Here is a 21995-nt window from a genome sequence, read left to right on the forward strand (position 1 = left end):
TTCACGCCCGTGAGCGGCTGCTGCACCATTGGGCGGGGCGACATCGTGAAGGCCGGCGTGGCGGCCGGCCGCCGGGAGTGCGGGACGTTCTGGGCTGTCACGACCAGCAGTATGCGAGGCCTGTGTCAGCTGCTTGAGAGCCCCTGGCCTGCGGCATCTCGACTAGAGCCGGACAACTTTCTGGAACCTCTGACCTGCTACTTCTCTGATTGAAGGCCCTTTGAGCTAGTACGCAGCAACTCAGTCCGGACACACATCAACTGTTCTCGGACGCGGTATAGAGCAGCGACCGGGGAGGGTTTTCGGGGGGCCTTTGCTCTGCCGGTGGCGCGAGAGCCTATGCGCCGCCCGGCGACCGGTAGGTGTGAGAGCTTTCGGCTCGGCCCCGCTTGCGGCGATGATCTGCTGAGCGTGCCGATGGACGCGCGTGTGGTGCCCCGACGCCTGGGAGATTGTTTCAGTGCCTGACCTACCCGCCCCAAGCTCGACGGGCGTCCGTATTGCAGGGGACCGCTACCAGTGGCTGGTCGCCTGGCAGGGGTGTGTCGCCGCAGTACGCGATGCGGCGCTGCGCGCGCCCAACCCGGTGGTGGCGGTCGGCGTCGAGGTCGACGACGCGGGCAACTTGGACGACGTCGTCTTGTACCGGCAGGCACCACCGCACACCTGCATGCAGGTCAAGTACGTGGCGGACAGCTCCACCCCGGTCAAGGAGGATTATCTGCTCAAGCCGAGTGATCGCGGTGGCCCGTCGATCCTGCGGAAGATGGCGCAGGCCTGGCAGCAGCTCACCAAGGACGGTGCACCGGTCGATCTTGCGTTGCTGAGCAACCGGTCCCCGGACTCGGAGGATCCGCTGGTCTCGCTGAGGGACTCCCGCACCCAACTGCTGGTGCCGAAGGCGGCCCAGCAGGGCCCGAAGTCGAAGAAGGGGCAGGCACGGACGCGGTGGGCCGAGGGCGCCGGGCTGAGCGAGGAGATGCTGCTGGACCTGCTTCGGGTGCTGCGCTTCGATCTGGCGCGGGACGTGATGCATCTTCATGAGCACCTGCAGATGCTGATGTTCGCAGCCGGCCTGCGGTTCGATGAGGAGGCCATGCATGCCGGTGCGGACTGGGTCGCCCGCCAAGTAGCCGACGGGCAGCGCCGGTTGTCCCTGGCGGACATCCGGGAGGCGATCCAGGCTCTGCGGCTTGCGGCGGGTTCGTCACGTGCGGTGGTGTCCATCGCCACCCTGAAGCCGGACCCGATGGCCGAGGACGCCGACTACGCGGTGGACTGGACGGAGCGCTTCGAGGGCGCCTCGGCCTATCTGAAGAGGCGCCCGCTGGCCCCGGCAACCTGGGCTCAACTGCAGGAGGACATCGAAGCCGCACCGTATCGGATGCCGCCCGGCACCACCGCGGTTGCCGTCACCGGCAGCCTGCGTCTGGCACCCGCGTTTATGGTCGGTGCGGCCTTCCGCATGGTGACCGGCGCCGACCTGGCCGTGGTCCAGCGCGGCCAGTTGTGGTCATCGGCCGAGCCCTACGAGACCCCGCTGCCGCCAGCCGTCGACGAGCACGCCCTCGATCTCGGGCCCGACCTCGCTGTCGCCATCGCGGTCGCCACCGACCTGGCGCAGGATGTGCTGGACTTCCTGACTGAGCAGCAGATCCCTGTCTCCCGGCTGCTGGTGCTGCGCCCGCCCGGCGGGGCCAAGGACAACTCCATCCCGGATGCCGCAACGGCCAACGCCCTCGCCGTCGGCATCCGGGAACACCTCCGCCGTGCCTGCCGCACTCATCCCGCGATCCACCTCTTCCAGGCCGGCCCCATGGGCCTGTCCCTGCTGCTGGGCAACCGGTGGAACCGGCTGCGCCCGACCACCGTGTACGAAGACGTCAACGCGCATCAGGTGTACGAGAAGGCGTTCGTCATCGACGCATGAGGACCCGGCACGCCACTACGATCCCGCTGCCGAAGGCGGCGCCGTGCCCTGTGCCAGCCGCAGGTCGTGGTGGACCAGAGTGAGGCGGTCGCGGGCCGTCAGCCAGCCCAGCGCGACAGCGATCGGCAGCGGGCCGTGGAAGAACAGCAGCCCCTCCACCGCGGTGGCGCCCCCGAGCCGCTGCGCCCACTCCTGCCGCCCAGCCTGCCAGCACTCCCAGACATACGTGGTCACCGCGGCGTAGACACCGGAATCGTCGGGCAGGTACGCGTTGCCGGTGTCGATGACGAGATAGGCGCCGCACGGGCCGTCCGTGCCGCCGGGACCTACGGGTGGGAGGCGGTAGCCGGTGTGGTGCCCCGGCCCGTAGGAATCCTGCCCGGTCACCGCCACGTGGCGTGCGTCATCGATCATGGAGCCAGCCGACGCCAGACGCACGATCAGCGCGATCCGGTGACGTTGCTGTCCGGCTGCGGCGGGTATCTCCACGAGCTGCGGATGGCCGCGCGTGGGGGCCGCCACACCGCGGCGTGTGTGCTGACAAGCCGCATCGGCTCGTTGTCCCTCCGGTCTGGTCTGCGTCGGCCTCGCGCGATGGCCTCCCGGTACGTACGCGGGAGCCGCCCGCACCGTAGTGCAGATCTCTGCACTCGCGCAGTGTGAGTGTCTGCGCGCCCACCTGGGCTGATAGTGCAGAAATCCGCACTGACAGGGCAGGTGTCTGCACCGTCGGATGGTGGGGTGACGATCTTGCCGCCCGATCCGGACCGCGACGCCCTGCGTGTGACGCTGGCGCGGCTGAGGAACGCGCGCGGGTGGACCTTCGATGAACTCGCCGGCCGCAGCGGCCTGGCCCGGCGCACGCTGATCGACCTCGAGCACGGCCGGGCCGCCGGCACCGTCACCACCTGGCACGCCCTCGCGCACGCCTTCGATGTCCCCATTGAGCAGCTGCTCGGCTCGCTCTGCCAGGGCCACACCCCACCCGGGCCCAAGGGCGCCTGACTTCGTCGTGTCGGGCCTGGCGCGCCGCGCAGATCACCCGAACCGGCGAGCACGCATGGAACGCAGACTCGTCCACTCGCATTACCGTTCGGTAGGGCTGGGCCGCCCGGGGGACTGCCGGCCCGCCAGCCCCGCCCTCGAGGCGTGTCGCCTGGCACGGTCCTCGCCATGCGCCCCAACTCCATCCCCGGCTGCCACTGGGACGGCAGCCCTCGCAACGCCCCGGCGCGCCGTCCGCTGCGGGTGGCCGCCACCAGCCCCAGCCGCCTGCTGCGCACCGGTCAGAGCGGCCGCTGCCGCCACTGCGGCAACCGCATCGACCTCTACCCGCGTGCCGACGGACATCCCATCGCCCTGCATCCTGCCGAAATGGCCACCGCCCACGCCCCTGCCTCCTGTCACTGGCACCTGAGCTCCGGCATCGCCCACCCGCACAGCGACGGCAGCGCCTGGTGCCGCATTCCGCACGCCGTGCTCTGCCCGCACCGCACGCCCATCTGCCGGATCAGCCCGCCTCTCGAGTCGGTGCGCCGCCAACTTGCCGTACGAACCCGTCGCCTGATCGACACCGGCGTCTTCACCACCCCCACGGCTGCCCCCACCCGTGCAGCGCCTGACGGCCCCGACCGCCCCCTCGTGCGGATGCTGCTGGGCCACTACCTCGCGGACGGCCCCGTGGAGGCCATCCGCTGCGTGGCCCAGACGAGCCACCGAACCCGCTGCCCCCGTCCCGTCCTGGCCCCGGACGCTCCGCCCGGATCCTGGAGATTGCTGCCGATCGGCCCTCGATACAGCCAACTCGCCCTGTCCGAGCAGACGGCGGCCGTCTACGACCTCAGCCAGCTGCCCCATGCCGAACAACGGCGCTGGCGCATCCAGCGCTGCCCCGCGCACGCCACCACCGACGGCGCCGCCGACCTGGCCCTGGCCGGATGGCAGGTCTTCGATCCCCTCCTGCATGCCAAGCACCTGCGTTCCGATCTGCCGTACCCGCTGGCACACGGCAGTGAAGAGAGGTGACGATGCCGTACCACGCCCTGGAAGTCCTCCTGACCCGCCCGCTGGTCCCGGCTGAGCTCCGTGACGCCGCCCACGTGCTGCCGCTCGCGACCAACCACGACACCACCCGCCTCATGACCCTCGTACGTGCCAAAACCCCCGGCCGCGCCGCACACCGGCTGCGCCGACACCTCGCCACTCGGCTCCCCGTGGACGTGATCACCACCCACTACCCGGACGCTGGTGGGCAGGTCCTGCTCAACCTCGCCTTCCCGCCCGCCGTCCACGCCACGATCCGCCACGCCGCCCATGAAACGGGTCAGAGCCCGGAACTCTTCGTGAAGCTCGCCCTGCACCGCGCACTTGCCCAGCACGCCAGTGACGAGGCCGACCGGCTCGACCGGGCCGTGCAGCACCTGCTCGCCGGCACCACAGCCGCACACCTCCTGGCAGCCGTCGGCCACGCCCTGACCCGCACCCCCGGAGCAGCCCCCGCATGAACCCGACCGACGAACAGACGGCCGCGGCCGACGCCTTCCACGCCGGCCAGCACCTCGCCCTGCAGGCCGGCGCGGGTACCGGCAAGACCACCACTCTGACCCTGCTCGCCCGCACCACCAAACGCCGCGGCCGCTACCTCGCCTACAACCGGGCCATCGCCCAGGACGCACGCACCCGCTTCCCCGACACCGTGCAGTGCAAGACCGCCCACGCCCTGGCTTACGCCGCCGTCGGCCATCGCTACACCCGCCGCTTGAACGCCCCCCGCCGCCCGGCCTGGCAGACCGGGCAGGCCCTCGGCATCACCAAGCCGATCCGCATCGGCGAACGCGACCTCTCACAAAAGACCCTTTCCAACGCCACGTTGCGCACCGTGGCCGGCTTCTGCCACACCGCCGATGAGACGATCACCCGCCATCACGTCCCCCGCTTGCGCGGTCTGGAAGACAAGGACCTGCACACTCAACTCGCCGCCCATATCGTGCCGTTCGCCGAGAAGGCCTGGACCGACCTGCAGCACCCCGACGACGGGGCCGTGCGCTTCGACCACGACCACTACCTGAAGATCTGGGCTCTCAGGCAGCCGAAGATCGATGCCGACTTCCTGCTGCTGGACGAGGCTCAGGACACCAACCCGGTCGTCGAGCGAATCTTCCTTGAACAGCGCGGCCACGCCCAGCTGGTCATGGTCGGCGACTCCGCCCAGGCCATCTACCACTGGCGCGGCGCCAAAGACATCATGGCCGGCTTTGAGGGAACCCAGCTCGTCCTGTCGCAGTCCTTCCGCTTCGGTCCCTGCCTGGCTCAGGAGGCCAACCGCTGGCTGGCCATCGCCGAGGCGCCGATCCGCCTGGCCGGCACCCCCGCTGTGCCCACCGAACTCGGGCACCTAGTCCGCCCCGACGCTGTGCTGTGCCGCACCAACGTCGGCGCCATGGCCCACGTCATGGACCTGCTGGCCGCCGGATACCGCGTGGGACTGGCCGGGGGAGGAGACAGCCTGCGCGCCCTGGCCCTAGCCGCCCGCGATCTCAAGGAGGGCCGCCGCACCTCCCACCCCGAACTGGTGCTGTTCCCCTCCTGGGGCGAACTGCAGGACTACGCCGCCCACGATCCGGCCGGACGCGACCTGCAGCCGCTGGTCGACCTCGTCGACACCCACGGCACCGACACCATTCTGGCCGCCCTCGCTCACCTCACGCCGGAGCAACAGGCCGAGGTGACCGTGTCAACGGCCCACAAGGCCAAAGGCCGTGAATGGCCCTGCGTGAAGATCGCCGACGACTTCACCCCTCCGAAGGACACCGACAAGCATGACGACACCGGCCGCCCCGTCCCCGGACCGATCAGCGACAGCGAAGCACGTCTCGCCTATGTCGCCGTCACCCGCGCCCGCCGGCGCCTCGACCTCGGTGGCCTCTCCTGGATCCACGAGCACCCCGATGGGAACCCGCCGGCACGCTGACCGTCCTGCGGCAGAACGGGAGCTGTTGGCGCGGGCGAACACGTAGTAGAAGCGCGGAAGGACATCAGCCTGGTCCGTGGGCTGACATCCCCTTGGAAGCCGCTATTCCTTCCCGCCCGTTGGCGGAACGCGGGAGAGCGTGGCGTATGCGGCGTCCTCCGCAACCGGGGCGCCGACTGAAGCGGTGCCGCGGACAGGCCCAACGCGCTACCCGCGCAAGACGACGGCGGGCGGGAGGGGGTGGACTTGGGCGGCGTGGTCCGCCAACTGCAGTAGGCTTCCAGGCCGTCCGCTGTCCACAGGCGGCCCCGGGCAGGCTCCTGAAGTCATGAACATCAGCGCGCCGGGCATCGCCCGGAACAGCAGGAAGGCGCCGCGCTGCGAGCGCCACGACGCCTTCCTCCACCCGGAGGAGCAGGCCGAGTCCGCCGCGCGGTTCCCGGCCGGCCACCAGGCCCAGATGGCATTCCTCCTGGCCGCCTACGCCGGCAACGCCTCCGTGGTCGCTGCACTCTTGGGCACCCGCACGCGTACGGTGCACCGTCACTGCCGTGGGTGGCCGCTGCCTCCCGGGCCCCGGCTGCGCCGGGCCCTGCGCCGCCGTGTCCTGGACCTCGTGTGCCCGCGGTGTCTGTCCGATCGGGCGGTTGAAGAGGCCCGCCAGGCGAGGCGGGACGCCCGGCGCGCGGCCCGCCGGATTCCGCGTGAGTAAAGCGGTCCTCATCGCTGACCTGTCGGCCCGGGTGAGAGACCGCCATAGCGAGGGCCCTCGGCTCCGAGCAGGTGAAGCCTCTATGCATCGCTGATAGCAATTAACTATTCATGATGCGAAAGTTGCATCGAATCGGGTACACTGGGGGTGTGGGATTGGCCTTGGAGGAGTCGTTGCGGCTGACGGTGGCCGCGTTGATGCAGGTGACGGGTGACTCGCAGCGGTCGGTTGCGGGGGTGCTGGGACTGACGCAGACACAGGTGTCGCGCAGACAGTCGGGTGCCGTCTCGTGGAGCCTGCGTGACGTCGATGTCCTGGCCGAGCACTACGGCATCGGCGCGCTGGACCTGCTGGCGGGTCCGACCAGGGCGTGTGAGGTGCTGCCCGCCGACAGGCGCCGTTCCGCCCGGGCCGAGGCGAAGGGGACGAGCCGGTGAGTGACTTCGACGCGATCGACTCGCTGCTCGACGCCGTCGGGCCGCAGGCCCAACTTCCGCCCTGCCAGGTGCGCCGCGAGCTGCGGGAGCGGGCCCGGCTGTCCAAGGCGCAGGTGGCCCGCGCGCTCGGCGTGAGCCCGTCCACCCTCAGTGGATGGGAGAGCGGCCGGGACCCTGCCGGCGAGGCCCGGGCCAAGTATGCATATCTGCTGGACGGGCTGAACGCCAAGCTCGCCACCGATACGGAGAACAGGGCGGAGCTGGCCGAGCAGCCCATGGCGTCAGACGCTGCTGCGGCGGCCGTCACCTCTGCGTCTTCGCCGGAAGCCGGCCAGGACGAGGACGAGGTGGAGCTGCTCGCCGTGCCCGAGCCGTGTGTGCTGTGCGGCCGTCCCGCCGAACAATGCGTGGCGGGGTTCGCTCAGCACCTGGACCCCTCCGACTGCCAGGCGACCCCTGGCGAAACCCCGAAACGCGAGCCCGCCGCGCCGTCTGCCCAGGCCCACGAGCCGCGTAGAGTACGCCCGCCCCGCCCGGTCGGCGGGAAAGGTGCGCCCCTGCGCGGGCGGGCGTTCCAGGAGCCGTCAGGGCCGGCCGACTTGATCCACGAAGCGGTGCACGCCGCGCTCGCCGAGCACCAGGGTGACGTCGAAGCCGCGAGCGCCGCATTGCTGAAGCGGGTCATCCCGGACGCGATGCGCCTGCTGGACGAGACCCGCAAGGGCGCCCGCTACGACGTGATCGCCCACCCCTGGATCCCCGACATCCTCAAGAAGCTGACGTCCAAGGGCGCCGACCAGATCTGGGAAGCCCGCCCCAAGTGGACGCGGCCCGGACTGCCGCCCGGGAAGCACGACGTCACCGCGCTCGACATCAACGGCGCCTATTTGAGCGCCCTCAAGACCCATCTTCCGCTCGGCCAGCTGGAACACTCCACTGGCTTTGCGCACGACCGGCGCCGCGCCGGAGTCCACCTGATCACCCCGCCCACCTGGAAGCACGACGCGGTGCTGCCCAACCCGATCGGCCAGCGCGACGAACCGGGCCCCTTGTGGGTCACCGAACCGACCCTGCGCCTGCTGCTGCGCCTGTCCGGCCCGAGGCACCGTTTGTGTGAGCCGCCCGAGATCCACGAGTCGTACACCTCGGGCGCCACCGAGAACCTCCTGGAGAAGTTCCGGATCGCCCTCAAGGACGCCCGCGACACCGCGATCGCAGATGGCGACGAGCTGACGCTGGAGTACGTGAAGGCGATGTACTCCAAGTTCGTGTCCACGATGGGGGAATCGAACTACAACCGGGAGCTCTACCGCCCGGACTGGATGCACATCATCCGCTCCCAGGCCTTCGCCAACCTCTGGATGAAGGCGCTCAAGGCCCACGACGCGGGACTGACGGTCGTACGGGCGATGGGCACCGACGAACTCCACGTCATCGGCGACTGGCGCCGTGTCTTCCCCGAAGGCCGCTCGGTTACCGAGGTCAAGGTCAAGGACACGTACACCGCCGGGACCGGCACCGAAGCCAGCACGGGGCAGGAGCAGTAAATGCCGGAGAAGAACATCGACTTCGGGAAGTTCGGTGCGAGCGGGATCAAGAGCAGCGAAGCCGTCGCCCGCCAGCTCGACCGGCTCGCCGCTCATATCGCCACCCCGGTGACCGCCAAGCGCGGCCTGATGGCACGCCTGCACTACCTGACGACGTCGGACAGGGCCTGGCAGGCAGCCAAGGATGCCGGACTGACCGTGAGCGACCGGACGCTGAAGGCGTGGATGCAGGGCACACGCCGTCCGTCGAAGGCCAATCTGGAACGCATCGACGCCGCCTACCGGGCGGTGCGGCGCCGCAACGTCGCCCGCCACCTCACCGCTCGCCTCAACCGCGAGGGCCGCGGCACTCGCGTGGAGATCCACCCCCTCGACCAGTCCGGCGTGGCGCGCCAGCTCCAGCGGGTGGTGGCACACCGGACGATGAACGTGCGCTGCTGGGACAAGATCGTCGGATCCTGGGCGGCCGGCGACCACCAAGGCCTGGACGACGCCTGGACCGCCGATGTCCTGCCCGACCTGGGCTCCCAGTGGGGCCAGTACGAGTACGTCAAACACATCGGCTTCGCCGCGTAGCAGCCGGCGACCGGCAGAAAAATGGTCTTCAACGCCTGCCGCCATGGCGTAGCGTGGTGCGAACCGACGCGGGGTGGAGCAGCTCGGTAGCTCGCTGGGCTCATAACCCAGAGGTCGCAGGTTCAAATCCTGTCCCCGCTACTGCAGAGTGGGGGCCCAGAACCGTATGGTTTTGGGCCCCACTCGTATGTGGCCTACATATCGGCGGCCGACATACCCAACTGCCAGGTCAGGCACGAGCGCTGGTGAACCGAACCAGTCCGGGACACGATCCGGTAGTGCCCCAACGCCAGCGTGAGGTGACGCCGCCCCGCTGGGCGGGCCGGCGCGGGCGGCCCCATACGGTGGCGCCCCAGCCACACCAGCAACGCCTGACGTCCTTCCGCCACGTCCACCCCCCACCCGGCCATCAACCGTTCCACGCCCGCGAGCCATCGGGCCCGGTCCGCCGCATCCCGCTGCCCCGCCCGTTCGAAGTCCACCATGGCCCGCGCGAGTTCCGCCGCCTCCGGGTAGATCACCAGCGGGGCCGCCCTCATCTCCCGCGCGTCCAGCCCAGCGGTCCAGGCCCGCCGCACCCAGCACACGGTGTCCGGCATCCGCGTCCACCAGTACACCGCCACCTGGAAGGCATCGGCGAACAACTCCTCACCGGCCCGCCCCCACCGTGCGGCCAGGGCCTGCCGCGCGCGGTGCGCCGTCATCGTCTCGGGCAGCTCGGCCAGCCGCACGAAGTCCGGACCACGGCCGCGGGAGTCGTCCGACCAGGAACCGTGCCGCAGACAGACCTGCCAGCTGTCCGACGACATCAGCCACACCGCCTCCCCGACACCCAGGTCATCACCGCACGGCGGGCAGTACCGCACGAGATGCCCCGCCAGCGGCTCCCAAGGCCACCTCCACTGCGCCGCGTCCCCCTGCCCGCCCGCCAGCAGCCGGCCTGAGCCCAGACTGGGCAGATCCCGCTGCAGAAGACCAGGCGCCCGGTCAGCCAGGACGCCCAGAAAGCGCAGCCCCGCCTCGTTCACGTACATCTCGGTGCACTGCGGATACTTCTCCACCCGCTCGGGATCCGCGGATGACTCGCCCTGCCCTACCCGGTCGAGGAAATCGGCCAGACCCAGGCCGTTGCCATGCGCGAGCCGGTTCACGAACGACCCCGTCGACTCACCCGCCACCGGCCCCACACGCAACGGCAGCGCCCTGCGAGGCCCGTACAGGCCGGGATCGTCCAGCACAGGTGTCCTTCCGCCGAAGCCGCCACTATCGGCACCGTGACCGGCCCGGCAGCGCGCGGTCAAGGACGCCAGCACTCGTTCGGGTGAACCCAGGCGAACGTCCTGCCGCAGCCCCGCACACCCCTTCCACCCTGTGAACCAGGTGCTCACGCATGCCGTCACACGGGGGAGGACCATGGCCACGACGACGCGCATCCGCCCAGCTGCGACAGCAACTGCCACTGCCCCTCGCCTGAAGACGCGCCTGCGCGGACGTCAGCAGAGCGCCGCAGACGCTTGCGTGAGCAGCTTCATCGAAGGCTATCGCCGCGTCACCGTCGTCATGGCCACCGGCACCGGAAAGACCCTGGTGGCCCTGCACGCCGTCCAGGAAACCGCGCCCGAAGGCGTCTCCCTGGTAGTCGTGCCCTCCCTGCGACTGCTCGAGCAGACCGCCGCGGTATGGCACCGCGAAGGACGTCCCGGCCGCTACCTCGGAGTCTGCTCCTCAGACAAACCAGCGGACCCGGACCTGGCCGGCATCCTCACCTTGGTCCACACCGGTGACGAACTGGCCTTGCAGGCAGCCGACACTCACGGACCGCTCAACGTGTTCTGCACCTACGACTCCCTGGACAAGGTGGTCGAAGCCCACCGCGACTTCCACCTGCCCCGCTGGGACGTCGTGGTCGCCGACGAAGCCCACCGCACCGCCGGCGACTACGACAAACCATGGGCCCACGTCCACCAGGACGACAAGCTCCCCGCCCGCCACCGCCTCTACATGACCGCGACGCCCCGCGTCTTCGACGAGAAAAAAGCCCGCGCCAAAGGCATCAGCACCGACACGATCATCGCTTCCATGGACGACGTGAGCATCTACGGGCCCGTCGTCTACCGCATCTCCCTGAGAGAAGCGATCGACGAAGGGCTCCTGGCCGACTACCGCATCGCCGGCGTCGTCATCAGGGACGAAGACCTGCGCGGCCTTCTGAAACGGCTCCCCACCAACACCTGGACCGGCGAAGCCTTGCGTGCCGCAGCCGCCCAAGTCGCCCTGCTGGTCGCGCAGCACCGCTACGACCTGCGCCGCACCTTGACCTTCCACCCCTGTATCGACGCGGCGGAAGTCTTCGCGGAAACGCTCCACGAGACCGCAGCTCTCATGCCTGCGGCCTACCGCACCCCGCTGCAGGTCGGCACCGTCAGTTCCCGGCAGACCCCCTTCGAACGCCACAAGAACTTCACCGCCTTCGCCGACACACCACTGAACACTCCCACCTCACAGCAGCCGCCCCGCCGGGCCGTCCTCACCAACTGCCGCTGCTGCGCCGAAGGCGTCGACATTCCCGCCATCGACTCCCCGTCCGCGACATCGCCCCGCCCCGCATCCCCCTCTACAACGGCACCGCCTGGTTCCTGCCCTTCGCGGGCGCCTACTACAAGACGCTGGACCGCATCCGCTGACCGGTCGACAGCCGGCCTGGGCAGCGCCGGAGGCCAAGGAGGTCCTCGCCGCCGACCGTGCGTGGCCCAACTGCTCAGCACAAGGGCCTGTTGCCCGCCGAGAGGCTCGCCGACCTGCTGCGCGCCGTGACCCTGGAGGGCAGCCGTCAGGCCCTGGTCCCAGATGCACGTTGAGCCTGGTCGAACTCGACCCGGTGACGCTTGGTATGTCCGTTCTCGATTCGCATCGCTCCCGAAACCAACAGAGGAAAAAGCATGTCGCTCCTGAAGACCATCGACACCGATCCCTCCTTCGCACCCAGCGAGTCCGGCCCACTGCCCGAACGCCTGATCTCCGGCGACCCGACGTACAGGACCTGGGCCCAGGACACCGCCCGTGAGGGAACGATCAACACGGGTGTCTGGGAAGCCACGCCCGGCGAGACGCGCTCGATCAAGGGCGAGACCTTCGAGTTCTGCCACATCCTCTCCGGCGTCGTCGAACTCACCCCGGAAGGCGGCGAGCCGGTGATCTACAAGGCAGGCGACAGCTTTGTCATGAAGCCGGGCTACGTCGGTGTCTGGAAGACCATCGAAACCGTGCGCAAGATCTACCTGACCGTGTCGTAACGCCGATGCCGCAGGGCACGATCGGCGTCGGGACCTCTCGCGAGGTCAACCTGCCCAGTAGACACATGTCCTCGATGCCCTTGGGACCGCGCTATGGCAGAAATGCGGCTCAGCGACGGGGTCATGGCGACGCACTCACGGGTGTCGGCCACCCACGCACTCAGCGGCATGTGACCGAAGCTGCCCTTGAAGGTGCCCGCCGCGTCTTCCTTGCGGCTGGTGCAGGTGACGACGGTCGCGTCCAGGTCCAGGACGTACCAGTTGGCCGGCTCGCGGCCGCACACCGAGATCCAGGGGGAGCCGCCGGGTCGCAGGGCGAGCAGCGTCCACACCACGCGGCGTATCGCGGCGCGGGCGCGCTCGATCCGGGCCCGCGTTCGTGGGCGTCGATCGCCGCCAGAGCGCGGCGCGAAGTGCTCTGCGAGACCGGCCGGCTGAACACCGCCCGCCAGTGGTACTGGAGTTGCTCGGCCTCCGAGATGTTCGTCGCACCGAGCATGATTGCGCGGGTCGGCTGAACCAGCGCCGTGCCCCGGTCCCGCCGGCCCGGACCGGTGCCCTCGGCAACGCCGCATTCAGGGCAGTGGCCAAGGCCGACGCGGTCGGCAACCTTCCGCAGTAGCACCATGCCCGCGTGGCCGATCAGGTTCTTGCCGTCGGCCCGCACGGCGAGCCGATGATCCCAGTCGGTACTCTTCGCCCGTCGGGTGCCTCTTCCTCGCGGTTTTCTTGATCTAGACAGTCCAGATCATCGCAGGTGGGAGGCAGCCTTCTGCTGTCAGGGCGTCAGGCGATCGTTCCAGCTGAATTCTTGAGGCTGATGCTACGGACAGTCAGGTGCGCACCATCCACGGATCTGACAGTTCCTCCGGCTGCGCCGCTGCCCAGGGAGTCGTGCTCGGTACGCAAGGCGGTCATTGGACGACGTCGGTGATGTGGTTGATGCAGACGACCTTGGGCTGGGTCGTCTCCTCGAAGGCGAAGCGCACGCCTTCGCGGCCCATGCTGCCGTACTTGAATCCGCCGAACGGCATGGCGTCGAAGCGGTAGTCGGACGAGTCGTTGATCATGACTCCGCCTGCTTCCAGCTGCCGGGCCGCGGTCAGGGCGCGGTCCAGGCGGGAGGTGAAGATGCCGGCGTGGAGGCTGTAGTCGATGGCGTTGGCCTGTTCGATGGCGTCTTCGAAGGAGGTGAACGGCTGCAGGACGACGACCGGGGCGAACACCTCTTCCTGCCAGATTGAGCAGGTCGCCGGGACGTCTTCCAGGACGGTCGGCGTGTACAGGGAGCCGGTGGCGTGGTTGCCGCACAGCAGTACCGCGCCCTGGGCCACTGCCGTGTCGACCTTGGCCCGGGTGGCGGCCGCGGCCTGCTGGGTGATCATGGGGCCGACGTCGGTGTGCTCGTCGAGGGGGTCGCCGACGCGCAGCAGTTTGGTGCGGGCGACGAAGGCGTCGCGGAAGCGGTCGTAGACCTCGCGGGCGATGAGGATCCGTTGGGTGCCGATGCAGTTCTGGCCCGCGGCCCAGAACGCGCCGGAGACGCAGGAGGCGACGGCCTCGTCGAGGTCGGCGTCGTCCATGACGATGACCGGGGCGTTGCCTCCGAGGTCCATGGCGAGTTTTTTCAGGCCGGCCGTGCGGGAGATGGCTTCGCCGGTGGCGAATCCGCCGGTGAAGGACACCATGCGCACGTCGGGGGCGGCCACGATCGCGGCGGCGATGTCGGCTTGGCCGTTGACGACGGTGACGATCTCCTCGGGCAGGCCGGCCTCGATGAGGGTGTCGACCAGGCGCAGCGCGGACAGCGGTGTCAGCGCGGACGGTTTGAGGATGACCGCGTTGCCGCCGGCGATGGCCGGGCCGAGTTTGTGGGCGACCAGGTTGAGGGGGTCGTTGAACGGGGTGATGGCGGCGATGATGCCCAGCGGTTCGCGGGTGAACCAGCCCTGCCGTTTCTCGGAGCCCTCATGGGAGTCGAAGGGGATGACCTCGCCGGCGTTGCGCCGTGCCTCGGCCGCGGACAGGGACAGGGTGTTGACCGCGCGGGCGACTTCCTTGCGGGCCTGGGTGATGGTCTTGCCGGCCTCGCTGACGATCAGCTGGGCGAAGGACTCGGCGCGCCGCTCGATCAGGCGGGAGGCGCGTTCCAGGACCGCGGCTCTGGAGGCGCGGGACAGCGCGGCGGCGGTGCGGCGCCCGCATCTGGCCTGCTGCAGGATGCCGCCGATGGCGGTGGCGTCGACGGTGGGCACCGAGGCGATCACCTCGCCGGTGTAGGGGTTGTGCACGGGCGTGGTGTCGGTGCCGAGTTCGATGCTGGGGGGCACGGCGGTGTCAGACACGGTGGGTCTCCTTCAGAACGGGGCGCGTGGGCGCGGCGTCGTCGTCCGCGTGGCGCTGGTGGATGGCGATGATGTCCGACAGCAGGGCGTAGGCGGTCTCGGTGCGGCCGGCGCCGGGCCCGGACACCGTGACGGTGCCGAGGAGGCTCGGGTCGTGGACGTCGGTGGTGCCTCGGGCGCCCGCTCGGCCGCCGCCGATGCGGGCGACGGCCTCATGGGCGGCGGCCCGGGCGGCCGGGTCGGCGGTGAGGAGTTGTGTGGCTGGAGGTTTGGCCAAGGTGACCAGGTCGGGGTCGAGGCCGTACCGCTCATCCTCGTGCGCTTTCTGCTCGGTGGCTGCGGTAGTCGTCGAGCCAGCCAAGACCTTCGCTCGTGCCGGCGCGGGGGCGGTACTCGCAGCCGGTCCACCCGTCGAAGCCCAGCTCGTCGACCATGTCGAGCAGGTGGCGGACGTTGAACTCCCCCTGGTCGGGCTCACCCCGGTCGGGCACGCCCGCGATCTGCAGATGACCGACCCGGCCGGTCGGCAGGTCGCGGCGCAGTGTCGTGGTGAGGTCGCCCTCGACGATCTGGCAGTGGTAGAGGTCGAGCTGCACCTTGAGATTGGAGGCTCCCACCTCCTGCACCACGGCGTGGGCCTCGGCCTGGGTGCTCAGGAAGTACCCCGGCATGTCTCGGCCGTTGATCGGCTCGATCAGGATGTCGACGCCCGCCGCATCGGCCCGTTCCGCGGCCCAGGCCAGGTTGGTCAGGTAGGTGTCGCGGTGCTGGGCCCGCTCGGCCGGTGTCGCGTCCGGTCGGACCAGCCCGGCCATCAGGTGCACCCGAGGGCAGCCCAGCACCCCCGCGTACTCCAGCGCCCGGTCCACCCCGGAACGCGTCTCCGCCTCACGTCCGGGCAGTGCCGCCATCCCGCGCTCTCCGGACTCCCACGCTCCGGGAGGTGCGTTGAAGAGCACTTGCTTGAGGTGGTGGTCGTCGAGCCGGTGGCGCAGTTCGGCGGCGTCGTACGCATAGGGGAAGAGGTACTCGACGGCCTGGAAGCCGTCGGCCGAGGCCGCGGCGAAGCGGTCGAGGAAATCGTGCTCGTTGTACATCATGGACAGGTTCGCTGCGAACCTCGGCATGCTGGCTCCTCGTGTTCCGGCCGGGGACGGCCACGGTCAGTGGTTCAATCACCTCGCTCCGCAGCCTCCCTGCCATTGCGTGGTCTCCCAGGCCCTCGCTGTGGCATGGGCAGGTTCAGCCGTCTGCTCGTGCAGCACACGCACCGCGTTCTCCGTTCCGCTGCGCGGGCTGGAGAGCACGGGCTTGCCAACCGCTTCGGCGATCGCGGGAGCCAGCCGTGCCATGGACGCCTGGGCCAGCACGATCACGTCGACCTCCTTGGCCAGCGCCCGTGCCCCGTCCAGCACCATCGCGTCATGGCCGTCGCGGTCACCGGACATCAGCACCGAGAAAGCGCCCTCGCACAGTCGCTCCTGGACGGTGATGTCGCGACCGGCCGCCCGGGCCTTCTCCTCGACGAGGGCACGGGTCGGCAGCAGCGTCGTGGGGACCGTCGCCAGGACGCCGATGGCATCCGCGGTCTCGACCGCTGACGCGGCCATCGCGTCGTCGATCTTGACGATCGGGACGGAGACCAGGCGTCGGGCCACGTCGATGGCCGGGCCGACCGAGGAGCAGGCGGAGAAGATGACGTCGGCGCCCGCGGCCTGCGCGGCCTGGGCCAGGTGCACCATGCGCTGCGTGCTGGCAGGCGAGACCTCGCCGTCGCGCACCACGGCTGCGAGCACGTCGCTGTCGACGAAGTGCAGGACCCTGGCGTCCGGCGCGAGTTCCGAGAGGTACTCGTTGATGACCGAATCGGCGTCGACGAACAGCAGGCTGGTGTGCAGTACGGCGATCGAGGCAGTGGTGGACATGATGTCTCCAACAGGGTGCGGGTATCGGCCCGCGTGTCCAGGAGGGCACGAGAGCGCGGGACAGAGTGGTGCGAACCGCGCGCAGCGCGCACGGCCGGGAGGGTGGACGACGGTCTTGTGTCCGCCGGTGCGGTGCGGCTCCAGGCGGCGGGGACGAGTTCAGGTCATGCGTCTGCCCCCTCGGCGCGGGGGCTCAGGCGGCCGATGACCTCCAGGGCGGCGTCCCGGACCGCGTCGCGGCCCGCCGCCCACAGGGAGACAACGTCGGCGCCGGGCAACGCGGACGGGAGGGTCACGCGGGTGGCCTCCAGATAGGCGCGGCGCAGTTCGGCGTTGACGTTGACCTTGGCGACGCCTCGGGCCAAGGCGCCGTGCAGCTCCTCGACGGGCAGACCGCTGGCGCCGTGCAGGACGAGCGGGACGGTTACGGCCTCGTGGATCGCGGCCAGCCGCTCCAGGTCCAGGCGCACCGGGTGCTGGGTGAAGCCGTGGACGTTGCCGACGGCGACGGCGAGCGCGTCCACGCCCGTCGCGGCCACGAATTCGGCAGCCTGCTGCGGGTCGGTCATCGCCGCGTTGTGCGCGACGGCGTCGGTGGAGACGTCCTCGTCGCCGGGGAGGGCACCGAGTTCGGCCTCCACCCAGGCGCCGTGGTCGCGGGCCCGGCGGACCGCCTCCTTCGTCAACGCGATGTTCTCGGCGAACGGCAGGTGGGAGCCGTCGATCATGACGGAGGTGTAGCCCGCCTTCAGGCAGGCGGTGATCTCGTCCAGGTCCCGGCTGTGGTCGAGGTGCACTCCGAGAGAGGCCGTGGAGCGCGCGGCGGCATCCAGCGCCAGCCGCATCAGGGCCTCGCGCCCGGCGTGCTTGAAGGGACTGGAGCCCGCCTGGATGACGACCGGCCCTCCGGCGGCCTCGGCAGCGGCCGTGATGCCCTGGACTGTCTCCAGGTTGTAGGCGACGAACCCGGGCAGGGCGTGACCGGCGGCCGCCGCCTCCTTCAGGGCATCAGTTCCGTGCAGCAGCATCAGGCACTCCTGAGCAGGTCGAGGGCGTCGGCGAGGGCGTCGACGCCGCCGACGTTCCCGGCGAAGACGATGTAAGGGATGCCGGCAGCGGGGCCCTCCACGGGCTCCCAGAGCGAGACGATGCCCTCCAGCAGCGTGCCCCGGGCCCAGGCACGGCGGATCTCAAGGCCGTGGGTGGCGGTGTCGCTGGAGGTGATACCGCCCTTGGCGACGACGAAAGCGGGCCGCCGGGTGGCGTTGACCTGGCGCACGGCCTCAACGAGCGCGGCGGAGACCCGGCGGGAGATCGCCAGACTGTCGTCCGCGTCGGCACCCGTCACCAGCACGCGAGAGGTGCGGATCACGGCGTCGGCCGAGTCCAGCGCGCCGACGGCCGCGGCCGCGACCTCGGCGATGTGGGCGTCACGCCGCTCCTCGTCGAGCAGCAGGGCCACGTCCAGCTCGTACTCGGCGATCTGGCCTCGCTCCCGCAGCCGGTCCAACTGCCGTGTCGTCAGCGCCACATGAGAGCCCACGACGATGAGACCGTGCGGTGCGTTGCCGCGCAGCGGGCGCAGTTCGGCCGGGGCGAGCGGTGCCCGCCCGGCCTGTCCGGCGCGGGCTCTGACGAAGGACGGCCCGACCCGGTACAGCAGCCGCGTGCCGTTGTCCTCCGCCTGCGCGAGGGCCAGGGCGAGCACCCGCAGGTCGTCGTCGCACACCGCGTCGACCACGGCCACCCGTCCGCCGCGCAGCGAGGACAGCAGCCGCGCCGTGTGCGCCGGGCCGCCGCCGCGCAGGTCATCGAGAGTGACGCGCAGGACCTTGTCCGCGGGGATGCGTCCGCCCGTCTTCTCCTCGACCCACTCGGGCAGCGAGGAGCTGCGATAGCCGAAGGTGGCGTCGCGGGCGAACTCGCTCATCCCGACCGGAAGCAGCCCGTCAGTGGTCCGCATCCAGTGCTTCGCGCCGACGGTCAGCCGGCCCGCCTCGATGTAGGCGGGGACCAGTACCACACCGTCCGGGGCACCTGCGCCCAGCTCGGTCAGCTCCTCGGCGAGGACGTCGGTCTCCAGCGGGAAGTGGCCGCGCAGCGTGGAGTCGCCGCGGCTGGCCAGGACGTAGCCGGTGCCCTCGGCCGCGGCGGCCGCGTGCAGGGCGCGGACCACTTCGCGGTTGCGGGCGGCGGCGTCCTCAGCAGGCAGGCTGCGGGTGTTGGTGAGGACGAAGAAGACGGCGCTGTCCTGGCGCAGCGCCCAGCGCAGGTCGTCCACCGACCAGGACGTCAGTACGGGCACGTCGGCGACCGTCTGGGTGCCGGTCGGATCGTCGTCGAGGACGACGAGACGGGGACCGCCGGATATCCGGGCGGCCACTTCCGCGGCGCTCACCTCACGCACCGGGGGAAGCCCTTGAAGCACCGCGGCCTCGGGGATAGGCCGCGTCTGGGCATGGAGGGGTAGGGACATGGCGAATTCCTGCTCCCTTACGGGTAGTTGGGGGGAACGTCAGTCGGGGTCGCGCTTGATCACGTCTGACCGGGTCCCGCGACGGCCTCGGGACGGAGCAGCTCGGCGAGGGCGCCGGCGGGCAGCAGGCCCTTGTCCAGGACGAGTTCGGCGACCCCGCGTCCGGTGGCGAGGGCCTCCTGGGCGATGCCGGTCGCCGCCTCGTAGCCGATGTACGGGTTGAGGGCGGTGACTAGGCCGATCGAGTTCTCCACCGCCGCCCGCAGCGCCTGGGTGTTGGCCGTGATCCCCGCGACGCACCGCTCGGCCAGCGCCAGGCACACGCGCTGAAGGTGCGTGATGCTCTTCGAGAGGGAGTGCCAGATGATCGGCTCGAAGGCGTTGAGCTGGAGCTGCCCGGCCTCGGCGGCCATGGTGATGGTGACGTCGTTGCCGATCACCTCGAAGCCCTCGGCGGGGACGCGATAACCGAGCAGGTCGTGCTCGCTGCGGTGCGCTACGGCGGTCATGGCAGGCCGGGCCTTCTCTCGGAGCGTGTTCAGGCGTGCGGGATGTGTGGGGTTGCGGCAAGGGGGGGCGAGCGAGCACGAGCCGCCAGGGCGGTGCGATTTGCCACGGCCACGCCGCGGAAAGTCCGGGCACTCTCACCGCCGTCGGTATCGGCTCACAACGACTCGTCCTTCGCCTTGTCGCAGGCGCCGCCGGACGGCAGGAACCAGGCGGTGCCGCCGTAGAAGGGGACGGGCGCCTTCGGCCATCGCCGGGCGGGCGGCAGGACCTCGGCCCGGAGGCCGTCACCGGGGGCGAGGGCGAGGCGGTGGTTCTGGTTCGTCATAGGCCGATTGCAGCAGCGGGCCGGGCAGCGCGTCCAAGACTCAATCCCGATGTGGCTTATAAGGCGGCCCTATAAGACGATCTCTACCGCGGTTCAGTCGGCTCTCCGTCCGGGAGGCCATCGCCGCGGCGGACGGCGGACGGCGGGCGGGGACCACGACCCGACTGGCCAGCTCGCGTTCCGGGTCCGCCGGAATACGCACCGGGGCCGTCGCCGTGTCGATGCCGTAGCGGCCGAACCACTCGCGTACACACTCGGGCGTCGACCGCAGAAGCAGCGCCTGCCGACGCACCGAATCGATCTCGGCATCGTCGTAAGGTCCGAAAACGAGAGAATTCAAGCGAGTGTCCGTCAGCGACGTCGGCACACCGACCTCGGCAGAGGTGCCGTTGATGACGTCCTGCAGCTCCTGTAGCACGGCAGCCTCCCACAACGTTCCGAGAGCGAGAGAGAAACGGCGTCTACTCCTCCCACCGCTGGGAACATACTCAGACAGGCAGACACTGAGCCTTTTCCAACCTCCCGCGCGGGATGGCCAGTTGGCCTGACAGGCGGATGAAACCCCTGGTAGATGGGTTATCGACCAAGAGAACCGTCTCCACCAGAGGCTTCGCATGCTTGTCTACCCGTCCGGCGTCAACGTGTCCAGCTCTGCCCTGCGCTTCCTCGTCGCCCGTCTGAAGGAACGCCGGCGCACTCTCGGGACCCGGTGGCGGCGCCTGAGCGCGGGCCGACAGGCCCTGCTCACCCTCGCCCACCTCCGCAATGGCCAGCCCTACGCCCAGCTCGCAGCCGGTTTCGGGATCGGCACCACCACTGTCTACCGGTACATCACCGAGGCCGTCGAACTCCTGGCCACCCTCGCCCCCACGCTCGCCGAAGCAGTACAGGCCGCGTCGATGAAGGCGTACCTGATCCTGGACGGGACACTTCTACCGATCGACCGGATCGCCGCCGACCGGCCCTTCTTCTCGGGCAAACTCAAGAAGCACGGCATGAACGTGCAGGTCATAGCCGATCCGAGGGGTTGACTGCTGTGGGCTTCACCGGCCCTGGCCGGAGCGGTCCACGATGTACGGGCCGCACGCGAGCACGGCGTCATCGACGCTCTCGCCCAGGCCGGCATCGCCTGCTGGGCGGACAAGGGCTACCTGGGCGCAGGCGGGACGGTGCGTCACCCTTTCCGAGGCCGCTGGGAGAAGTTGTCCACTGGCCAGCAGGCCGTCAACCGGTCCCAGGCCAAGATCCGGGCACTGGTCGAACAAGCCATCGCTACCCTCAAGTCCTGGCGGCTCCTTGGCAAACTCCGCTGTTCAACGACCCGGATCACGAACATCGTCCAAGCCGTCCTCACCCTCCAACTGGCCAGCTCAGACTGAGGCAGTCACCGAACTCGTATGATCTCGCGGTGAGGACCTGGACGGAGCACCCTGCCAAGGCGGACGTCGAAGCTGTCGTTCGCCGCTACTTCAGCCTGCTCCGAGCCGGGAGGATCCCTGAGGCCGAACAGCTCATCGACCACAGCGCGGTCCGTCCTGTGCTCAAGTCGCTGTGGACCGGGTCCGTCGAAGCAAGCGCCGATGGGGACGAGGCGAGCAGAAGCCCTGCTGCCGACGAGTGGGAGCAGGATCTGTCCTGGCTCGGCGAACTTAATCTCGCAGACTTCCACGGGGGCGACACCGGCAGCCATTTCTACGTTGAGATCACCTACCGCGCACAGATAATCGAGGTGGCATTGAGCTTCTGGGTCAAGCCTGTCGCCGCCAACTGGGTCATCGCGGGACCGGGCACCCTCTGGTAGGACACACGAAAGAGCAGCACGATCCAGGTGCCGGCGCAATCCTCCTGCTGGCGGACCATCACATACTGTCGATCAAGGACCCGGCCAGCCCGAGCACCCCGCCCCGTCCCACGCCAGCCCCGTGACCTGCAACATCAGGTTGGAAAAG

Annotated in this window: 23 protein-coding genes, 1 tRNA gene and 2 pseudogenes; 14 read left to right on the forward strand and 12 right to left on the reverse strand. The window is 69.8% G+C overall.

Annotation, left to right across the window (positions count from 1 at the left end; genetic code table 11):
- The first annotated feature begins 460 nt into the window (after positions 1 to 460).
- Complete coding sequence (locus ACIBTS_RS44495; RefSeq protein ID WP_399327002.1) at positions 461 to 1930, forward strand: SAVED domain-containing protein; 1470 nt, start codon at positions 461 to 463, stop codon at positions 1928 to 1930.
- Between the two features lie 15 nt (positions 1931 to 1945).
- On the opposite strand, the gene ACIBTS_RS44500 is transcribed toward ACIBTS_RS44495, so the two are convergent.
- Entirely contained in the window at positions 1946 to 2452 is a 507-nt protein-coding gene (locus tag ACIBTS_RS44500; protein ID WP_399327004.1) for a hypothetical protein, read from the reverse strand.
- Positions 2453 to 2671: 219 nt separating this feature from the next.
- Here ACIBTS_RS44500 and ACIBTS_RS44505 point away from each other — a divergent pair, with 219 nt between their 5' ends.
- The 9 genes from ACIBTS_RS44505 (at position 2672) to ACIBTS_RS44545 (ending at position 9313) form a co-directional block, all read left to right on the forward strand.
- Positions 2672 to 2935, forward strand: coding sequence for a helix-turn-helix transcriptional regulator (locus tag ACIBTS_RS44505; RefSeq protein WP_266675562.1), 264 nt, complete (start codon positions 2672 to 2674; stop codon positions 2933 to 2935).
- Between the two features lie 168 nt (positions 2936 to 3103).
- On the forward strand, positions 3104 to 3955 hold the full coding sequence (locus tag ACIBTS_RS44510; protein ID WP_399327006.1) for a DUF6083 domain-containing protein: 852 nt from the start codon (positions 3104 to 3106) through the stop codon (positions 3953 to 3955).
- Positions 3952 to 4434, forward strand: a complete 483-nt coding sequence (locus tag ACIBTS_RS44515; protein ID WP_350819991.1) for a hypothetical protein — start codon at positions 3952 to 3954, stop codon at positions 4432 to 4434. The genes ACIBTS_RS44510 and ACIBTS_RS44515 overlap by 4 nt, the downstream gene beginning before the upstream one ends.
- Entirely contained in the window at positions 4431 to 5900 is a 1470-nt protein-coding gene (locus ACIBTS_RS44520; RefSeq protein ID WP_399327008.1) for a UvrD-helicase domain-containing protein, read from the forward strand. Before ACIBTS_RS44515 ends, ACIBTS_RS44520 begins: the two co-directional genes overlap by 4 nt.
- 328 nt (positions 5901 to 6228) lie before the next feature.
- Positions 6229 to 6612 carry a hypothetical protein gene (locus tag ACIBTS_RS44525; protein WP_399327010.1) on the forward strand — a complete coding sequence of 128 codons (384 nt, stop codon included), beginning with the start codon at positions 6229 to 6231 and terminating at the stop codon, positions 6610 to 6612.
- 149 nt (positions 6613 to 6761) lie between these two features.
- Complete coding sequence (locus ACIBTS_RS44530; protein WP_385670935.1) at positions 6762 to 7049, forward strand: helix-turn-helix domain-containing protein; 288 nt, start codon at positions 6762 to 6764, stop codon at positions 7047 to 7049.
- Positions 7046 to 8596 carry a helix-turn-helix domain-containing protein gene (locus ACIBTS_RS44535; protein WP_399327012.1) on the forward strand — a complete coding sequence of 517 codons (1551 nt, stop codon included), beginning with the start codon at positions 7046 to 7048 and terminating at the stop codon, positions 8594 to 8596. Before ACIBTS_RS44530 ends, ACIBTS_RS44535 begins: the two co-directional genes overlap by 4 nt.
- Positions 8597 to 9172, forward strand: coding sequence for a transcriptional regulator (locus ACIBTS_RS44540; protein WP_399327014.1), 576 nt, complete (start codon positions 8597 to 8599; stop codon positions 9170 to 9172).
- Between the two features lie 67 nt (positions 9173 to 9239).
- Positions 9240 to 9313, forward strand: a tRNA-Met gene (locus ACIBTS_RS44545).
- Between the two features lie 53 nt (positions 9314 to 9366).
- Here ACIBTS_RS44545 and ACIBTS_RS44550 read toward each other — a convergent pair.
- Positions 9367 to 10410 (reverse strand): TniQ family protein, encoded by a 1044-nt coding sequence (locus ACIBTS_RS44550; protein ID WP_399327016.1) that lies wholly within the window; start codon positions 10408 to 10410, stop codon positions 9367 to 9369.
- A 175-nt stretch (positions 10411 to 10585) separates the two neighbouring features.
- Here ACIBTS_RS44550 and ACIBTS_RS44555 point away from each other — a divergent pair, with 175 nt between their 5' ends.
- Together ACIBTS_RS44555 and ACIBTS_RS44560 are read left to right on the forward strand one after the other, a co-directional pair.
- The gene (locus ACIBTS_RS44555; protein ID WP_399327017.1) at positions 10586 to 11986 is read left to right on the forward strand and encodes a DEAD/DEAH box helicase family protein; all 1401 of its coding nucleotides are present in this window, start codon (positions 10586 to 10588) and stop codon (positions 11984 to 11986) included.
- Between the two features lie 125 nt (positions 11987 to 12111).
- A complete protein-coding gene (locus tag ACIBTS_RS44560; protein ID WP_399327019.1) occupies positions 12112 to 12465 on the forward strand; it encodes a cupin domain-containing protein in 354 nt (117 codons plus the stop codon).
- Here the strand turns inward: ACIBTS_RS44560 and ACIBTS_RS44565 are convergent.
- The 10 genes and pseudogenes from ACIBTS_RS44565 to ACIBTS_RS44610 form a co-directional block, all read right to left on the reverse strand.
- Positions 12447 to 12800 (reverse strand): hypothetical protein, encoded by a 354-nt coding sequence (locus ACIBTS_RS44565; protein ID WP_399327021.1) that lies wholly within the window; start codon positions 12798 to 12800, stop codon positions 12447 to 12449. The genes ACIBTS_RS44560 and ACIBTS_RS44565 overlap by 19 nt on opposite strands.
- A 579-nt stretch (positions 12801 to 13379) precedes the next feature.
- On the reverse strand, positions 13380 to 14810 hold the full coding sequence (locus ACIBTS_RS44570; RefSeq protein WP_399327023.1) for an aldehyde dehydrogenase family protein: 1431 nt from the start codon (positions 14808 to 14810) through the stop codon (positions 13380 to 13382).
- On the reverse strand, positions 14803 to 15171 hold the full coding sequence (locus ACIBTS_RS44575; protein WP_399327078.1) for a hypothetical protein: 369 nt from the start codon (positions 15169 to 15171) through the stop codon (positions 14803 to 14805). The genes ACIBTS_RS44570 and ACIBTS_RS44575 overlap by 8 nt, the downstream gene beginning before the upstream one ends.
- Positions 15119 to 15937, reverse strand: a complete 819-nt coding sequence (gene otnI, locus ACIBTS_RS44580; RefSeq protein WP_399327025.1) for a 2-oxo-tetronate isomerase — start codon at positions 15935 to 15937, stop codon at positions 15119 to 15121. Before otnI ends, ACIBTS_RS44575 begins: the two co-directional genes overlap by 53 nt.
- Before the next feature lie 48 nt (positions 15938 to 15985).
- Positions 15986 to 16735, reverse strand: coding sequence for an aspartate/glutamate racemase family protein (locus ACIBTS_RS44585; protein WP_399327026.1), 750 nt, complete (start codon positions 16733 to 16735; stop codon positions 15986 to 15988).
- A gap of 164 nt (positions 16736 to 16899) precedes the next feature.
- Positions 16900 to 17763, reverse strand: a complete 864-nt coding sequence (locus ACIBTS_RS44590; protein WP_399327028.1) for a ketose-bisphosphate aldolase — start codon at positions 17761 to 17763, stop codon at positions 16900 to 16902.
- Complete coding sequence (locus ACIBTS_RS44595) at positions 17763 to 19133, reverse strand: four-carbon acid sugar kinase family protein (RefSeq protein ID WP_399327030.1); 1371 nt, start codon at positions 19131 to 19133, stop codon at positions 17763 to 17765. Before ACIBTS_RS44595 ends, ACIBTS_RS44590 begins: the two co-directional genes overlap by 1 nt.
- 137 nt (positions 19134 to 19270) lie before the next feature.
- Positions 19271 to 19657: pseudogene (gene aspA / locus ACIBTS_RS44600) on the reverse strand (aspartate ammonia-lyase); the annotation flags it as partial.
- A 218-nt stretch (positions 19658 to 19875) separates the two neighbouring features.
- Entirely contained in the window at positions 19876 to 20046 is a 171-nt protein-coding gene (locus tag ACIBTS_RS44605; protein ID WP_189787561.1) for a hypothetical protein, read from the reverse strand.
- Positions 20047 to 20086: 40 nt separating this feature from the next.
- A complete protein-coding gene (locus tag ACIBTS_RS44610) occupies positions 20087 to 20464 on the reverse strand; it encodes a hypothetical protein (RefSeq protein WP_399327032.1) in 378 nt (125 codons plus the stop codon).
- A gap of 196 nt (positions 20465 to 20660) precedes the next feature.
- Between ACIBTS_RS44610 and ACIBTS_RS44615 the strand changes: the two are divergent.
- Together ACIBTS_RS44615 and ACIBTS_RS44620 are read left to right on the forward strand one after the other, a co-directional pair.
- Positions 20661 to 21425, forward strand: a pseudogene (locus ACIBTS_RS44615) (IS5 family transposase).
- Positions 21426 to 21454: 29 nt separating this feature from the next.
- Positions 21455 to 21847 (forward strand): hypothetical protein, encoded by a 393-nt coding sequence (locus ACIBTS_RS44620; protein WP_399327033.1) that lies wholly within the window; start codon positions 21455 to 21457, stop codon positions 21845 to 21847.
- The last annotated feature ends 148 nt before the right edge of the window (positions 21848 to 21995 follow it).

Origin of the sequence: Streptomyces sp. NPDC050121 (assembly GCF_044460385.1) — a bacterium.
GTDB lineage: Bacteria > Actinomycetota > Actinomycetes > Streptomycetales > Streptomycetaceae > Streptomyces > Streptomyces soliscabiei.

Coding starts and splice junctions, on each gene's coding strand:
- ACIBTS_RS44605 (WP_189787561.1), bottom strand. CDS start 20,046: ATGACGAACCAGAACCACCGCCTCGCCCTCGCCCCCGGTGACGGCCTC.
- ACIBTS_RS44585 (WP_399327026.1), bottom strand. CDS start 16,735: ATGTCCACCACTGCCTCGATCGCCGTACTGCACACCAGCCTGCTGTTC.
- ACIBTS_RS44555 (WP_399327017.1), top strand. CDS start 10,586: ATGGCCACGACGACGCGCATCCGCCCAGCTGCGACAGCAACTGCCACT.
- ACIBTS_RS44525 (WP_399327010.1), top strand. CDS start 6,229: ATGAACATCAGCGCGCCGGGCATCGCCCGGAACAGCAGGAAGGCGCCG.
- otnI (WP_399327025.1), bottom strand. CDS start 15,937: ATGCCGAGGTTCGCAGCGAACCTGTCCATGATGTACAACGAGCACGAT.
- ACIBTS_RS44510 (WP_399327006.1), top strand. CDS start 3,104: ATGCGCCCCAACTCCATCCCCGGCTGCCACTGGGACGGCAGCCCTCGC.
- ACIBTS_RS44540 (WP_399327014.1), top strand. CDS start 8,597: ATGCCGGAGAAGAACATCGACTTCGGGAAGTTCGGTGCGAGCGGGATC.
- ACIBTS_RS44560 (WP_399327019.1), top strand. CDS start 12,112: ATGTCGCTCCTGAAGACCATCGACACCGATCCCTCCTTCGCACCCAGC.
- ACIBTS_RS44590 (WP_399327028.1), bottom strand. CDS start 17,763: ATGCTGCTGCACGGAACTGATGCCCTGAAGGAGGCGGCGGCCGCCGGT.
- ACIBTS_RS44520 (WP_399327008.1), top strand. CDS start 4,431: ATGAACCCGACCGACGAACAGACGGCCGCGGCCGACGCCTTCCACGCC.